The 17095-nt window shown below is 40.9% G+C and carries 14 protein-coding genes; all 14 read right to left on the minus strand.

The window, feature by feature from the left end; all coding sequences use genetic code 11:
* Positions 1–150: 150 nt before the first annotated feature.
* The 14 genes from prmC to icmF all read right to left on the minus strand — a co-directional run bounded on the left by prmC (position 151) and on the right by icmF (position 17067).
* Positions 151–1032, minus strand: coding sequence for a peptide chain release factor N(5)-glutamine methyltransferase (gene prmC, locus BAZO_RS19045; RefSeq protein ID WP_003333094.1), 882 nt, complete (start codon positions 1030–1032; stop codon positions 151–153).
* Entirely contained in the window at positions 1032–2099 is a 1068-nt protein-coding gene (prfA, locus tag BAZO_RS19050; RefSeq protein ID WP_003333095.1) for a peptide chain release factor 1, read from the minus strand. Before prfA ends, prmC begins: the two co-directional genes overlap by 1 nt.
* 212 nt (positions 2100–2311) lie before the next feature.
* A complete protein-coding gene (locus tag BAZO_RS19055; RefSeq protein ID WP_003333096.1) occupies positions 2312–2770 on the minus strand; it encodes a hypothetical protein in 459 nt (152 codons plus the stop codon).
* 167 nt (positions 2771–2937) lie between these two features.
* Positions 2938–3552, minus strand: a complete 615-nt coding sequence (locus BAZO_RS19060) for a thymidine kinase (RefSeq protein WP_039957790.1) — start codon at positions 3550–3552, stop codon at positions 2938–2940.
* A gap of 224 nt (positions 3553–3776) precedes the next feature.
* Complete coding sequence (gene rpmE / locus BAZO_RS19065) at positions 3777–3977, minus strand: 50S ribosomal protein L31 (RefSeq protein ID WP_003333098.1); 201 nt, start codon at positions 3975–3977, stop codon at positions 3777–3779.
* Positions 3978–4161: 184 nt separating this feature from the next.
* Positions 4162–5430: a transcription termination factor Rho gene (rho, locus tag BAZO_RS19070; RefSeq protein ID WP_003333099.1), complete on the minus strand. Its 1269-nt coding sequence runs from the start codon at positions 5428–5430 to the stop codon at positions 4162–4164.
* Positions 5431–5716: 286 nt separating this feature from the next.
* A complete protein-coding gene (glpX, locus tag BAZO_RS19075) occupies positions 5717–6685 on the minus strand; it encodes a class II fructose-bisphosphatase (protein ID WP_003333100.1) in 969 nt (322 codons plus the stop codon).
* Positions 6686–6933: 248 nt separating this feature from the next.
* On the minus strand, positions 6934–8220 hold the full coding sequence (locus tag BAZO_RS19080; RefSeq protein ID WP_003333101.1) for a UDP-N-acetylglucosamine 1-carboxyvinyltransferase: 1287 nt from the start codon (positions 8218–8220) through the stop codon (positions 6934–6936).
* Positions 8221–8343: 123 nt separating this feature from the next.
* Positions 8344–8988, minus strand: coding sequence for a fructose-6-phosphate aldolase (gene fsa / locus BAZO_RS19085; protein ID WP_003333102.1), 645 nt, complete (start codon positions 8986–8988; stop codon positions 8344–8346).
* A gap of 225 nt (positions 8989–9213) precedes the next feature.
* Positions 9214–10077 (minus strand): class II fructose-1,6-bisphosphate aldolase, encoded by an 864-nt coding sequence (fba, locus tag BAZO_RS19090; RefSeq protein ID WP_003333103.1) that lies wholly within the window; start codon positions 10075–10077, stop codon positions 9214–9216.
* 328 nt (positions 10078–10405) lie between these two features.
* Positions 10406–10774 carry a response regulator gene (locus tag BAZO_RS19095; RefSeq protein ID WP_003333105.1) on the minus strand — a complete coding sequence of 123 codons (369 nt, stop codon included), beginning with the start codon at positions 10772–10774 and terminating at the stop codon, positions 10406–10408.
* Between the two features lie 245 nt (positions 10775–11019).
* Complete coding sequence (locus tag BAZO_RS19100; protein WP_003333106.1) at positions 11020–12621, minus strand: CTP synthase; 1602 nt, start codon at positions 12619–12621, stop codon at positions 11020–11022.
* A gap of 321 nt (positions 12622–12942) precedes the next feature.
* Complete coding sequence (gene rpoE / locus BAZO_RS19105; protein WP_003333107.1) at positions 12943–13572, minus strand: DNA-directed RNA polymerase subunit delta; 630 nt, start codon at positions 13570–13572, stop codon at positions 12943–12945.
* A gap of 228 nt (positions 13573–13800) precedes the next feature.
* Positions 13801–17067: a fused isobutyryl-CoA mutase/GTPase IcmF gene (gene icmF, locus BAZO_RS19110; protein WP_003333108.1), complete on the minus strand. Its 3267-nt coding sequence runs from the start codon at positions 17065–17067 to the stop codon at positions 13801–13803.
* Positions 17068–17095: the final 28 nt, after the last annotated feature.

Here is a 17095-nt window from a genome sequence, read left to right on the forward strand (position 1 = left end):
TAAAAATAATTTAATAGATTTGTAGATTGGGCTGCCGGGGCGGGCATGCTTGCGGAAATCCGGCTGTTGACACGGATCATCAAGAGCTCAGCCGGAAATCCCAAGGCTTTACCCGTAAATATAAATGCTTTACTCGGAATAGCTACCCGATCAGAACCTCCCAAATACCATCCTGTCTTTTCCGTTGATATCATGGACGATTTCAACATGAATGCCTTTGTGCTGAAAAGTTTTCTGGAGCATATCAGCAACGTTTTCTCCTTGGCCTACCCCAATTTCGAAGGCAATCAAAGCATGGTCTTCTACAACATGCGGCAATTGATCCATAAAGCGTCGGTATAGGTCAAGGCCGTCTGTACCGCCAACCAGCGCTCGGATAGGTTCATGGTCTTTGACAATGTCGGACAAATTCTCAATGTCCCCTTCCGGAATATAGGGAGGGTTGGAGACGATTATGTCGAACTTTTCACCACGCTCCAAGAATGGCGTCAATAAATCCCCTTGAATAAAGCAGATTGATGGTGCCTCAAGATTTTGTGCATTTTTATGGGCCACTTCAAGCGATTCCTCCGCGATATCTGTTGCGGTTACTCGAAGCGCTGGATCCTCAAGCGCCAATGTAATCGCGATGATGCCGCTTCCTGTTCCAATATCAACAACGTTGAGTTTTTCCGAACGACCGCTAAAGTGCTCTTTTTTTCTTTTTAAAACACCTTCTATTAATTCTTCCGTTTCCGGGCGTGGGATCAACACTTCCTCGTTCACTTCAAACTTTCTTCCGTAAAAAAATTCATATCCCATTAAGTATTGGACAGGTGTGCCACCAGCATATTGATAGACATCTTCGATAAAAGCTTCCTTAGTCTTTTCGTCCATCCATTGATCTCTTATTGATGCGTAGAGCTGTGCCCGTGACATTTGAAGGTGATGTCTTAGTAAAAGTTCAGCCGCAAATGGTTCTCTATTTTGTTTTTCTAAAAAAGAAGAAGCCCAATTGAGGGCTTCGTGTATTTTTGTAAATGTTGGTTTCATTACTCAGCTTGCTCCATTTTTTTCGCTTGGTCATCCAAAATTAACGCATCAATAATTTCATCAAGTTTTCCTTGTAAAATTTGATCAAGCTTTTGAATTGTTAAACCAATGCGGTGGTCTGTTACACGGTTTTGCGGAAAGTTGTACGTACGGATACGTTCAGAACGGTCTCCTGTTCCAACGGCTGATTTACGGTTTTGATCGTATTCAGCCTGTGCTTCCTGCTGGAATTTATCATAAATACGGGCACGTAATACCTTCATTGCTTTTTCTTTGTTCTTGATTTGCGACTTTTCATCTTGACATGAAACGACGATACCAGTCGGGATGTGGGTCAAACGTACAGCAGACATCGTTGTGTTAACACTTTGTCCACCGGGTCCGCTTGACGCAAATGTGTCTACACGGATGTCTTTCTCATGAACTTCTACCTCAACCTCTTCCGCTTCAGCAAGTACAGCAACTGTTGCAGTCGATGTATGGATGCGACCGCCAGATTCGGTTTCCGGCACACGTTGTACGCGGTGAGCGCCATTTTCAAACTTCATTTTAGAATAAGCGCCGTTACCGTTAATCATGAAAATAATTTCCTTGTAGCCACCAATTCCGGTTGAGTTCGCTTCAATAACTTCCGGCTTCCAGCCTTGCGCTTCAGCATAACGGCTGTACATACGGAACAGGTCACCGGCAAACAATGCCGCTTCGTCTCCACCGGCAGCACCACGAATTTCAACGATAACGTTTTTGTCATCGTTCGGATCTTTTGGTAAAAGTAAAATTCGCATCCGTTCCGAAAGTTGTTCTTCCTGTTCAGAAAGCTCCGATACCTCTTCCTTCACCATTTCGCGCATTTCAGCATCTAATTTTTCCTCAAGCATTGCTTTTGCATCCTTCAATTGCTCAAGTACCTCTTTATATTCACGGTAAACCTGAACAGTCTCCTCAATTCCTGACTGTTCTTTTGAATACTCACGTAATTTATTTGTATCACTAATGACATCTGGGTCACTTAGTAGTTCATTTAATTTCTCATATCGGTTTTCAATCGCTTGTAAACGGTCTAACACACATAGTCACCTCATTAATTAGTCCATAACATTTCAATTATAGTATAAGTGATATTGCTAGTCAAAATTATAGTGAAATTATATTTGTGGTAAAGAAGATGGGGCAGCGGATGGGACATTAGTTGGCACGTCAGTGGTGCCTGTGCCCAAAGTCAAGAAAAGTGTCCAGTACTTTTGTTTGGGAAGGAGTACCAGACACTTTGCGAGGATTATTATGCATTATTATTGTTTACTCGTAAGTCGATTTTGTAGCGTGGGACGGCGTTGGCTAGTTTTCTTTGAAGGTCATCCGTTCGCCAGTGAAGGTCGTCTCTAGATAGATTGCGCTTTGGCGTCACGTTAACGATTGCTTTGTGACCATTGATATAGATCATGCCTGCGTTGAAGGCATTGGTGCTTTCAACGATTTCACGTAGCTTTTGTTGGTAGGCCCCATGGTTATTATGAGCTTCATTTTCGGTGTTCAGGTCTAGAAAGTTCGGGTTTCGATCAGCAATATCCGTTATTTCCCCTTCTACATAGGAAACATCCTTCCGCCCTGATTCTTCGTTATCTCTCAATGTGTCACTGGTTTCAGACTGAAAGCCAAATTGATTACCATTGTTCATTGTTCCACATGCAGTAAGTACGGTAAGTATAAGCATCAATAAAAAAACAAACGCCTTATTCATTGACTACACCTCCTAAAAAATAGGTTGCCAAAAAACAAAGCGATCAATACAGGTAATTATAAGTAAAATCGGTTTCAATCGTAGAAGTCAGCTAGACCATTGAGGAAAAACCATCAAGGCAAAAATAAAATGCAGACGGACTTTTCCTCTGCATATTGCACACTTTTCTATATAATTGCTGATATATTTGTTTTTTTACTCACAGGTTTCCCTGGTACTTGATGACAATGGCGACAACGTGATTCGTATGCTTCTGATGCCCCAACTAAGATAACAGGGTCATGATAAGAAGCTGGTTTTCCGTTGATTAATCGTTGGGTTCGACTTGCTGGTGAGCCACAAACAACACAAATGGCTTGAAGCTTTGTGACTGATTCTGCCAATGCCATTAACTTTGGCACGGAGCCAAATGGCTCCCCACGGAAGTCCTGGTCAAGTCCCGCGCAAATGATGCGGTAGCCCTTATTTGCTAAAAGCTGTGCTACTTCAACGATTTCATCATCAAAAAATTGTACTTCATCGATCCCGATAACATCTGTCTCAGGATTTACTAATTCTATGATTCGTGCTGAATTTTCAACTGGTTTTGCTATGACAGAGGTTCCATTATGGGAAACAACAGAGGATTTGCTATACCGATTATCGATAATCGGCTTAAAAACTTGAACAGTCAGCTTTGCGTACTCTGCCCGCCTAATGCGTCTGATGAGTTCCTCTGATTTTCCGGAAAACATGCTTCCACAAATGACCTCGATCCAACCGCTTTGCTTCATAACGTACACGACGATCTCCCCTTGTAAATCATGTTGTTTTTACCATTAACAGGTTAAAAGTAAAAAGGGCTTATCTCAAATGTGCCCGACACCACATACCTATATGCGGATTTATCTACACCCATAAAGGATGGCAGATAGACACTTTGAAACAGCCCCTCATAGTTATTCTAATTATCCAAAATCAATGTACTCATGCTAAGGCGCATGCATTGATCTTTGAATAAAAATGATTACTTAAGATTGTATTTTTTCTTGAAGCGATCCACACGGCCGCCAGCATCAGCGAACTTTTGACGTCCAGTATAGAATGGATGGCATTCAGAACAAATTTCTACCTTTACTGCATCCTTTACTGATCCGCTCTCAAATTCATTTCCGCAAGCACATGTCACCATTACTGTTTTATAGTTAGGGTGAATTCCTTGTTTCATGATTTTCATCTCCTTCCGCCCTGAATCCTGAGGAAACAGAGTTTAACTTAACACACATGAAAAGATTATAACAGGAATGTATTCGTAATGCAAGAATACATTTCTACCCTTATCAGCCTGTACAAAAGGCCCTTAATCGGCAAGAAATGCCATATAATTTCAGCATTTTGCGTCCCTATTTTAATTACCTTTTAGTTACTCCACGCATTTCTTCGTCCATCTTTTGGAAGAATTCCTCGTTGGTTTTTGTATTTTTTAAGCGCTTTAAGAAGCGTTCTACAAAATCAGGTGTATCCGTCATTGTTTTACGGATTGCCCATAGTTTGTCCAAATGATTCTTCGGTAATAACAACTCTTCTTTCCGTGTTCCTGAACGGCGAATGTCAATGGCTGGGAAGATACGGCGCTCTGCAAGACTGCGGTCAAGATGCAGCTCCATGTTACCTGTTCCTTTAAATTCCTCGTAAATAACATCATCCATTCTTGAACCTGTATCGACAAGCGCAGTTGCTAAAATGGTTAAGCTTCCACCCTCTTCAATATTACGGGCAGCCCCAAAGAAACGCTTCGGACGGTGGAAAGCTGCAGGGTCGATACCTCCAGATAATGTTCTTCCACTTGGTGGAATTACTAGGTTATAGGCTCTCGCAAGGCGAGTAATACTATCCATAAGAATAATAACATCTTTTTTATGCTCAACTAAACGCATGGCTCTTTCTAAAACAAGTTCTGCTACTTTGATGTGATTTTCAGGCACTTCATCAAAGGTTGAACTTACAACATCACCAACGACAGAGCGTTCAATATCGGTTACTTCCTCTGGGCGCTCGTCGATTAATAATACGATTAATTCAGCTTCGGGATGATTGGTTGTAATGCTATTTGCAATTTCTTTTAGTAGAACTGTTTTTCCTGCCTTTGGAGGTGCTACGATTAAACCACGCTGACCAAAACCAACTGGAGCTAATAAATCCATAATTCTTGTAGAAAGATGATGGGATTCGGTTTCAAGAACCATATGGCGGTCGGGATATAGAGGTGTTAACGCTGGGAAGTGCACTCTTTCTTTTGCAGTTTCAGGGTCATCGCCATTAACAGCTTCAACATGGAGCAACCCATAGTAGCGTTCATTTTCTTTCGGCGGTCGAACTTTACCAGATACTTTGTCACCATTTCGCAAGTCAAATCTTCTAATTTGGGAAGCGGATATGTAGATATCCTCAGAGCTTGGTGAATAGTTGATCGGTCGCAGGAAGCCAAAACCTTCCGACTGGATGATTTCCAAAACACCTTCCATGAATAATAAACCGTCTTGTTCTGCTCTTGCTTTTAAGATTGAAAAAATAAGTTCTTTTTTGTTCAGCTTACTGTAATAAGAAATTTTCAATTCACGGGCAAGCTCGTACAATTCTTTTAATTTCATATTTTCTAAATGAGAAATAGATACAGACATTTTTACACCACTCTTTTAATTTTTTGAAAAATAAAAATATTCAAAGACCAAAATAAGGAATTAATAAAATAAAAGCAAGGAAGTTAATTTGAGAGAAGGGTGAAACTATAGTCGTGAAGTTAATTTTGTAGTTTTATCTCTATTATAAAACAAATTGCATCTTGGTAGACTATTAGAATTAGTATACCATACACTATTCAGATTGGTCAAACAGTTGTTCTGTTTAATTTAACTTAGGCCCCGAAACCGAGGCCTAAAAATCATCTGATGTTTGTATGCTTCACTTTTATTTCATTACTAGATTTGGTTTTGTTTTTAGGCTGTGACGGCCGTCGATGAAGCGAACAGTTCCAGATTTTGCACGCATAACTAATGATTGGGTTGTGCCAATGCTTCCTTCTTTAAACTGAACGCCTTTCAAAAGTTCTCCGTCGGTGATCCCAGTAGCAGCGAAAATGCAGTCGTCGCCTTTTACAAGGTCGTCCATTGTTAAAACTTTATCAACATCTGCGATGCCCATTTCGTGGCAGCGTCTTAGCTCTTCATCGTTTTGCGGTTTAAGTTTCCCTTGCAGTTCTCCCCCTAAGCATTTCAAACCAACGGCAGCTAAAACTCCCTCAGGAGCTCCACCAATCCCAAACATAATGTCCACGCCTGTAAAGTCAAAAGCAGTATTCAATGCAGCCGCAACGTCACCATCAGTGATCAATTTAATGCGGGCACCTGCTTCACGAATTTCAGAAATAATTTGGTCATGGCGCGGGCGGTTTAAAACAATCGCCACAACGTCCTCGATCGCTTTATTTTTCGCTTTGGCAACAGCCTTTAAATTTTCAATAACTGGTGCGTTAATATCGATTTTGCCAGCACATTCTGGACCAACAGCAATTTTATCCATATACATATCCGGTGCATGTAAAAGATTGCCACGGTCAGCAATCGCAATGACCGCAAAAGCTCCCCAAGTTCCCGCTGCAAGAATATTTGTACCTTCAAGCGGGTCAACAGCTACGTCCACTTCTGGACCATGCCCAGTGCCCAGCTCTTCACCAATATAAAGCATTGGTGCTTCGTCCATTTCTCCTTCACCGATCACAACAGTTCCTTGCATTGGAATTGTGTCAAATACTTTACGCATTGCTTCAGTTGCAGCGTTGTCTGCAGCTTCTTTTTTTCCTCTTCCCATCCATCTTGCTGATGCTAGGGCAGCTGCTTCTGTTACCCGCACTAATTCCATTGTTAAACTTCTTTCCATATTCGATTCCTCTCCCATGGTTTTAGATTTCCACATTATTGTCTAGCTCCAGCACCCAGCGACTAGTAAACTTCACTAAACGGGCGCTTCCGCTTTTCTACTTGTCCAGCTCCAGCGACCAGCGACTCGTAAAACTTCGCTCACCTCCCTACGATAAGTCATCATCGACTCTCTATGTTCGTCGTGATTCCTTTATCTCAGTCGATGCGCTCCAGTTTTTTCGTCGCTAAACGGTCGCCTACGCTTTTCTACGAATTTTGAAAGTTATTTATTTCAGTTTCCGTCATATTTTCGCGCCAAATCACGGCACCCAAATTCGTCAGCTTGTCTACTAAATCCTCGTAACCGCGGTCAATATGCTCCAACCCGGTTATTTCCGTAATTCCATCTGCCATAAGACCAGCGGCAACGAGTGCTGCACCGGCTCTTAAATCAGAAGCCTTCACCTTTGCTCCTTGCAATCTAACAGGGCCCGTAATGATGGCAGAACGTCCTTCCACTTTTACATTGGCATTCATTCTTCTTAACTCATCAATATGCTTAAAACGGGCACCATAAATCGTATCCGTTACAAGTCCCGTTCCAATTGCATTTGTTAATAAAGAAGTAAAAGGCTGTTGAAGATCCGTCGGAAATCCCGGATAAACGAGGGTTTTAATATCAACCATTTTAAGTTCCGGTACTCTTGTAATAAGAACTTGGTCATCCATAATTTTAATATTGGCGCCCATTTCTCGAAGTTTGGCAATCAACGATTCCAGATGATGCGGAATCACATTATCAATCAAAACTTCTTCACCCTGAGCAACAGCCATAATCATATACGTTCCGGCTTCAATCCTGTCGGGAATGATCGTATGACGGCAGCCGTGCAAATGATCAACACCATCAATCCGAATGATGTCTGTACCTGCACCTTTTATCTTAGCTCCCATACTAGTAAGAATCGTGGCAACATCAATGATTTCAGGCTCTTTGGCTGCATTTTCAATGATCGTCTGACCCTTTGCTCTTACCGCTGCAAGCATAATATTGATCGTAGCGCCCACACTAACGACATCAAGATAAATTCGTGCTCCTACTAATTCATCGGCACGCAAATAGATCGCACCCTGTTCATTCGTAACAGTTGCACCTAGCGCTTCAAAGCCTTTAATATGCTGATCAATCGGGCGAGGACCAAGATGACAGCCACCCGGCAGCCCGATCACAGCCTGCTTAAAACGGCCAAGCATCGCTCCCATTAAATAATAGGAAGCTCGAAGCTTTTTAACCTTCCCGTTCGGCAATGGCATTGAAACCATCTTGGAGGGATCGATCGTAACCGTATCTTCATCTAAAGAAACCGTTCCACCTATTTCTTCCAACAGTCCACATAATGTATGTACATCAGAAATATTAGGCAAACCTTCTATTGTTACAGTTGAATCTGCTAAAATAGCAGCAGGTATTAAGGCAACAGCACTATTTTTGGCTCCACTTATGCGGACAGTCCCTCTTAAACGATGACCGCCTTCAACTTTTAACTTTTCCATTTTCGCCAATCTGCGCCCCCTTTACAATTTTTCTTTTACCTATTAGTTTACACCAAAAAACATTTTGTATGTGTATTATTTTTGGGATCATACAGGGGAACCCGTCATATAATTATCGGCTTTTTATTTATTTTTATTCCAATCAGCTAAAAATTTTTCAATCCCCGCTTCAGTCAATGGATGGTTAAACAACTGCATGATGACCTTAAAAGGAACCGTTGCAATATGAGCGCCTTTCAATGCCGCTTCCGTAATATGCATTGGATGGCGGATGGAAGCCGCAATAACTTCCGTTCCGATATCATGGATCGCAAAAATATCAGCAATTTGCTCAATTAACGCTAAGCCATCATGACCAATATCATCTAAACGTCCTAGAAATGGAGAAACATAAGCAGCCCCTGCTCTTGCTGCTAAAAGTGCTTGATTAGCTGAGAAAATAAGCGTCACATTTGTTTTAATTCCAAGCTTTTTAAAAGCTGCTACTGCTTTTAATCCGTCCGGCGTCATCGGTACCTTAATAGTAATATTAGGAGCGATCGCCGCAAGCTCTTTGCCTTCTTCAATCATCTCTTCCGCTTTTAAGGACAGGACTTCAGCACTGATTGAACCTTGAGTAACCTCAGCCGCAATTTCCTTCAAACGATCATGGAATGATACATTCTCTTTAGCTACTAGACTAGGATTCGTTGTCACACCATCCAAAACACCTAACGCATTCGCCTCACGAATTTCATCAATATTAGCAGTATCTATGAAAAATTTCATTTTGGTCCCTCCAATTTTTTTATGACTTTATTAGGTAAAAAAATATAAAAGAAAATGCAGACAGATATGCATGCCAAAACTGAAACCGCCTTTTTACCGGGCGGTTTCCTTGTACTATAAAGTATACAATTTTATGAATTATAGTATAAGAAAGGACATCGAGGACCGCCGTTATTGGCGGCAAGTCATGTCTTTCTATTTTTTTATAAATATGGGTAGGAAAAATTAAGCTTTGTTAGATGAACCAAATTCGCGAATTTTTCCAATAACTGTTTCCTTAATTGTATCGCGAGCTGGGCCCATAAATTTACGTGTATCGTAAAGCTCTGGTTTTTCCTCTAAAACTTTACGAACTGTTTTTGTGGAAGTAATTTGGTTTTCTGTATTTACGTTAATTTTTGCAGTTCCTAAAGAAATAGCTTTTTGAATATCTTTCGTTGGAATTCCAGTACCACCGTGTAATACTAATGGCACGCCTGTTAATTCCATAACTTCCTTCATGCGATCAAAGCCAAGTTTCGGCTCGCCTTTGTATGGTCCATGAACAGAACCTAAAGCAGGTGCAAAGCAATCTACGCCTGTTTCACGTACTAATCGATCACACTCAGCCGGAATCGCATACATAGCTTCAGCATCATCAACGACTAAATCGTCTTCTTGACCACCGATGCGGCCTAATTCAGCCTCAACTGAAATCCCGATTGTATGTGCAACATCAACAACTCGTTTTGTTAATTCGATGTTCTCTTCTAACGGATAATGAGAGCCGTCAATCATTACAGATGTAAAACCCGCATACATAGCTTCTACACATTTTTCAAAGCTAGAACCATGGTCAAGATGAATTGCAACCGGAACAGTCATTTCATAATATTCCATAAGCCCTTTCACCATTGCTACAACGGTCTTAAATCCGCCCATATATTTAGCGGCACCTTCAGAAACACCAAGAATTACCGGAGAATTTTCTGCTTGAGCAGCTTGTAAAATTGCTTGAGTATACTCTAGATTGTTGATGTTAAACTGACCTACAGCATATCCTTCATTTTTCGCTTTGTTCAACATTTCAGTCATTGACACTAAAGGCATTGTTTCATGTCCTCCCTAATCATCAAAAAAATTATTATGTACAACAGATTTAGTATAGCACAATCAAATGCTCCTTGGCGTATTTGTGCCCAGATTTTATCTATGACATCCACCGGAAGCTTTAGCTTTATTCCCTAGAATAAAGTTAAAATGAATATGCCTGAATGCCCAATTATTGTCACTTTAAAGTTATTGTATGTGTTTGATATACACGGCTTGTATAAGTTTATGTGCAAGCGAACGCATGTGGGCATGTTTCCTACTATAATTTAGGATGCCCAAAGTTTTAGATTATAAAATTTTTTTAAGTTGATAATGCTTCTTTTTTCTACGCCTCAAGAGGAGCCTGTGCCTTTACAGCTGCACGAATTTCATCTATATCAAATGGTTTAGCGAAATGAGTGCGTGCACCTAAATCTTTCGCTTGCTGGATCATATCTAACTCACCATAAGCAGTCATAATAAAGACCTCAATCGATTGATCCATCTCTTTTAATCTTTTTAAAATTTCAATACCATCCATTCCAGGAATTTTCATATCAAGCAAAACAAGATCAGGTCGGTCTTGTTCCACAATTTGTAATGCTTGCATTCCATTTGATGCTTGGAACGTTTGATATCCTTCTTTTTGAAAAACTTCATTTAATAATATTCTAATTCCGTACTGATCATCCACAATTAATAGTTTTTTACTCAAGATATCACCCCGTCTAGTTCACATATTGTTCCAAATTAAAATATAGTATACTTATTCTCTAGTTTTCATCTAATTCCTGCATAAAGTAGCGAGAAAATATCGACAGTTTTTTTCAATGGTTCCTATAGCGCAACAATACAGGTGTTTTGTGAATCTTTTATGTGTATAATAGTGAATTTATCAAATAAAGGAAGGCACAGCCGCAATGTAATGACCAATGCGACTGTGCCTCCCTTTATTTTTACCTACTCTTTATGATTCAGTGATGCATGAATAAATTCTCTGAATAGTGGTTGTGGTCTTGTTGGCCTTGATCTGAATTCTGGGTGGAATTGACATGCCACGAACCATGGGTGATCTTTTACTTCGATAACTTCGACTAAACGGCCGTCAGGGCTTGTTCCTGAGAATACAAGGCCAGCGTCTTCAAATGCTTGACGATATTGATTATTGAATTCATAACGATGACGGTGACGCTCATATACTAACTCGTCGTCGTATGCCGAAAAAGCTGTTGTACCTTCCTTTAGCACGCATGGATATAGGCCTAAGCGCAATGTTCCGCCTAAATCCTCCACATCTTTTTGCTCCGGTAATAAATCAATGATTGGGTATGGTGTATCCGAATTAATTTCTGATGAGTTTGCATCAGTATAGCCTAGTACGTTACGTGCAAATTCAACTGTAGCAAGCTGCATTCCTAAGCAAATGCCAAGGAATGGCACTTTATTTTCACGAGCAAAGCGTGTTGCTTCGATTTTCCCTTCAATTCCACGATCACCAAATCCGCCTGGAACAAGGATACCGTCAACATCGCCAAGTAGCTCGCCAACATTTTCTGCCGTTACATGTTCTGCGTTAATCCATTTCACTTTAATATCGGCATCATAGTTATAGCCGGCATGGCGCATCGCTTCTACTACTGAAATATATGCATCTTGAAGCTCCACGTATTTTCCTACTAATCCGATCGTAACTTCTTTAGAAAGGTTCGCTACTTTTTCAACTAAAGCTTCCCACTCCACCATATCGGCATCTTTTGCATTTAGCTTTAAATGATTGACAACAATTTGATCAAAGCCTTGTTGTTGAAGTGCTAATGGAATTTCGTAAAGATTTTTTGCATCACGACATTCGATAACTGATTTTGCATCAATATCACAGAAAAGCGCAATTTTATCCTTCATATCTTGTGTGACTGGCATTTCATTACGAGTAACAATCACATTTGGCTGAATACCAAGACTGCGCAGTTCTTTAACACTGTGCTGCGTTGGCTTAGTTTTCATCTCACCAGCTGCTTTAATATATGGAATCAATGTACAGTGAATGTACATAACATTTTCGCTGCCAATATCGCTTTTAATTTGGCGAATTGCTTCTAGGAAAGGCAATGATTCGATATCCCCAACCGTACCGCCAATTTCCGTAATAACGACATCCGCGTTTGTTTCACGACCAGCGCGGAATACGCGATCTTTAATTTCATTTGTGATGTGCGGGATAACCTGTACAGTACCGCCTAAATAATCGCCACGGCGCTCTTTTTTTATAACCGTAGAATAAATCTTTCCTGTCGTCACATTGTTGTATTTACTTAAATTGATGTCGATAAAACGCTCATAGTGACCTAAATCCAAATCCGTTTCAGCGCCATCATCTGTTACAAAAACCTCACCGTGCTGATATGGACTCATTGTTCCCGGGTCCACATTTATATATGGATCAAATTTTTGAATTGTCACATTCACTCCGCGATTTTTTAATAAACGACCTAATGAAGCGGCGGTGATCCCTTTACCAAGTGAAGACACAACGCCTCCAGTAACGAAAATATATTTCGTCATTCCTTTCCCCTCTTTCTAAAAACTTAATAAAATTGATGAATGAAAAATGAAAACCTTGAAATAAAAAGAAACATCTATATTAGTATGTGATGTTTTACAAAAATGATTAATTAAGGGGAAAAAACAAAAAAAGTGCAGCCCTTAAGAAGGGAGCACTTTTGCATTTAATGTAAACAAACAAAATTGTTTTATGAGAGCCCAAGAAAGATTCTACCGATTTCGACTTTTAAAGTCAAGTAGGAAAAAAGATTGTCATAATTGCTGGAAAGATGGAAAAGGGTGGCCCTTCAAAGGAGATCCACCTAGTCTGCTATTCATAAATTAATCTTTGTCTTCTTCCTCATCGTCAAAATCTTCGTCTTCTTCCTCTTCATCATCTAGATCGGCATCATCAAAATCTTCGTCCAGATCAAATTCATCTTCATCTAAGAGGTCTTCGTCCTCTTCTTCGTCTTCTGCTTCATCGATGTCATCGAACTCATCTAAATCCTCTTCTTCTTCTTCATCGTCGAAGTCATCCTCATCATCAAGCAGATCGTCTTCTTCTAGTTCATCGTCATCATCAAGATAATCTTCGTCTTCTTCCTCGTAATCTTCCTCTTCATCATAGTCATCGAAGTCATCATCCTTGGCAACCTTCTTCTTGCCTTTTTTCTTCTTAGCCTTAGCCGGCACAGTAACCTCTTCATCAACTTGATCATATGGGTACCAGCTTCGCAGCCCCCAACGATTTTCACCGATGCATAAAAAGCGACCGTCCACGTTCATATCAGTATAAAACTGAGCAATGCGATCGTCCTTTTCTTCCTGAGATAAACCTTTTATTCCTGCAACTTTATTAAATAAATCATAGAAATCAATGGCCTGCTTTTCTTCTTCCAAAAGCATTAGGGCAAGCTCCATCATTGATAGCTCTTGAATTTCATCATTTGTTAACTGTGAAATACTCATTAAGGCAACCCCTCTCTACTACTAATTGGATATTGGATAAAATGTATGTAATGATTTCATCTGGTTTCCATCTATATAGAAAATCATACCATTCATTATAAACAAATCTACATATAATATGCTAGAGTAATCAAGAGTTTTTTGCAAAAAAAGAAGGAAAAACCCGCTTACCCATGGTTTTTCCTCCTTATATGGTGTTGGGACGCGGGGTCGGGAACTGTGGCCTACTTACATATTTCTACGATACTGACCGCCTACTTCGTATAGGGCGTTTGTGATTTGACCTAGGCTGGCTACTTTTACGGTTTCCATTAATTCTGCAAAAATATTACCGCCGCTAACGGCAACTTCCTTCAATTTAGCCAAAGCTACTTCCGATGCACTGGCATTGTCTTCTTGGAATTTGCGCAAATTCAAGATTTGGCTTTCCTTTTCTTCGTACGATGCACGGGCTAGCTCGATGCTGTTCATGTCTTCTTCTGATGGCGGGTTTGGATTCAAATAAGTGTTAACACCAATAATCGGCAGCTCGCCGCTATGTTTTTTATGTTCATAGTACATCGACTCTTCTTGAATCTTGCTGCGCTGGTATTGGGTTTCCATCGCACCTAAGACACCACCGCGGTCATTTAATCGTTCAAATTCCTGAAGAACCGCTTCCTCGACAATGTCTGTCAGTTCTTCAACAATAAATGAGCCTTGCAATGGATTTTCATTTTTCGTTAGGCCAAATTCCTTCGTAATGATCATTTGAATTGCCATCGCGCGGCGTACGGATTCCTCTGTCGGTGTTGTAATCGCTTCGTCATACGCATTTGTATGAAGTGAATTACAGTTATCCATTAAGGCAATTAACGCTTGCAGAGTTGTACGAATATCATTGAAGTCAATTTCCTGAGCATGCAATGAACGACCTGATGTTTGGGTATGGTACTTTAACTTTTGGCTGCGCTCATTGGCCCCATATTTATTTTTCATCGTTATTGACCAAATTCTTCTGGCAACGCGACCTAACACTGTGTATTCAGGGTCAAGTCCATTTGAGAAAAAGAATGATAGGTTTGGTGCAAACTCATCAATATCCATACCGCGGCTCAGATAGTACTCGACGTACGTGAAGCCGTTCGATAATGTGAACGCAAGCTGGGAAATCGGGTTTGCCCCCGCTTCAGCAATATGATAGCCGGAGATGGACACAGAATAATAGTTGCGAACTTTATGGTCGATAAAGTATTGCTGGATGTCCCCCATCATCCGCAGCGCAAATTCTGTAGAGAAGATACACGTATTTTGACCTTGGTCTTCTTTTAAAATATCAGCTTGAACAGTTCCACGAACGGTTTGCAGCGTCCACTCTTTAATTTTTACAAATTCCTCAACAGTAGGAATACGTCCCTGCTCCTCTTCAAATTTACGAACTTGCTGATCAATCGCTGTATTCATGAAAAAGGCAAGAATGATAGGTGCCGGTCCATTGATTGTCATTGATACAGATGTAGATGGCGCACAAAGATCAAAGCCAGCATAGAGCTTCTTCATATCCTCTAACGTACAAATGCTGACGCCGCTCTCGCCGACTTTTCCAAAAATATCAGGACGATAATCCGGATCTTCCCCATAAAGAGTAACGGAATCAAAAGCTGTACTTAGACGTTTTGCATCATCATCCTTTGAAAGATAGTGAAAACGGCGGTTTGTACGTTCAGGCGTACCTTCCCCAGCAAACTGACGCTTCGGATCCTCTCCTTCACGCTTGAATGGGAACACACCCGCTGTATAAGGGAAATATCCAGGTGTATTTTCTTTATACACCCAACGTAAAATTTCGCCCCAGTCCTCGTAATGAGGCAACTTGACCTTTGGAATATCAAGCCCAGACAGACTTTTGGTCGTCAGCTCCGTAATGATTTCTTTATCGCGAACCTTTGTCACAAATTGTTTTCCACTATATTGTTTCAAACGGCTCGGCCATTCTTGTAAAATTTTCTTAGATTCCGGCGTCAGCCTTTCTTCGATTGAAACCTTCAATGCCTCAAGTGACGCGATCACCTCATTATTCGTCTCTTTTGTTTTTAAAACTTCCAGTGTACCAGTCACTTGGAATAACTGACGGGCAATTTTCACTTGCTCTTCCGCTTGTTTATGATAGTTGCGGACAGTGTCAGCAATTTCTCGAAGATAATGGCGACGACTGTTCGGAATAATAATATTTTGCTTCACGACTTTGTCTGTTTTTTGAAGCTTTGTCGACCAATCGCCACCGAATTTTTCCTGAATTTTTTCAAGGAATGCAACAAATAGCGTGTTTGTGCCTTCATCATTAAATTGGCTCGCAATCGTTCCATAAACCGGCAGTTCCTCTGGCTCTTTATCGAAAAGATTATGGCTGCGCTGATATTGTTTGCGCACTTGCGTAAGAGCATCCTCGGAGCCTTGGCGCTCAAATTTATTTATAACAATTAAGTCAGCGTAATCAATCATATCGATTTTTTCAAGCTGAGATGGCGCCCCAAATTCACTCGTCATCACGTACATGGAAATGTCCGTAACATCGGTGATGCCGGCATCCCCTTGGCCGATTCCGCTTGTTTCAACGATGATCAGATCAAAGCCGGCCGCTTTTACAACTTGAATCGCTTCTTTAATCGCAGCGGATAGCTCCGTTCTCGAACCACGTGTTGCCAGACTTCGCATATAGATACGCGGGTTGAAAATCGAATTCATGCGAATGCGGTCCCCAAGAAGGGCCCCGCCTGTTTTTTGTTTTGTTGGGTCAATGGACAGAATTGCGACTTTTTTCTCCGGGATCTCATGGATAAAGCGGCGGATTAATTCATCTGTCAATGAGGATTTCCCTGCTCCCCCTGTTCCGGTAATGCCGACAACCGGTATGTTTTTCTCCAGTTCTTTTACCTTAGAAAGGACGGTTTGGGCTGTAGCCGCTGCCTCATCCGTTGTTGTTATCGCATTTTCTGCAAATGTAATGCATTTAGCGATTGCCTGGTGATCGCCTGCCTGAAGCTTCTCAAGCTCTTCTTCAGAAAGCTGGGTAACCGTCGGAAAATCACATTCCTCCACCATTTCATTAATCATGCCCTGCAAGCCTAATTCGCGGCCATCATCCGGTGAAAAAATTCGAGCAATCCCATAATCATGGAGCTCTTTCATTTCCCTAGGAATAATGACACCGCCACCGCCGCCATAAATGCGAATATTTGAGGCCCCTCGTTCTTTTAACAGATCATACATATATTTAAAATATTCAACATGTCCGCCTTGATAAGAAGAAACGGCAATCCCTTGGACATCTTCCTGAATGGCAGCGTTCACAATTTCTTCAACAGAGCGATTATGCCCAAGGTGAATCACCTCAGCCCCACTACCTTGAATAATTCTTCTCATTATATTAATGGATGCATCATGACCATCAAAAAGACTTGATGCGGTCACAAACCGAACATGATTTTTCGGACGGTACACTTTTTCGGTACTCATCGTTTCAACTCCCCCTTTATGCTAATTA

Source organism: Schinkia azotoformans LMG 9581 (assembly GCF_000307855.1).
GTDB lineage: Bacteria > Bacillota > Bacilli > Bacillales > Bacillaceae_J > Schinkia > Schinkia azotoformans.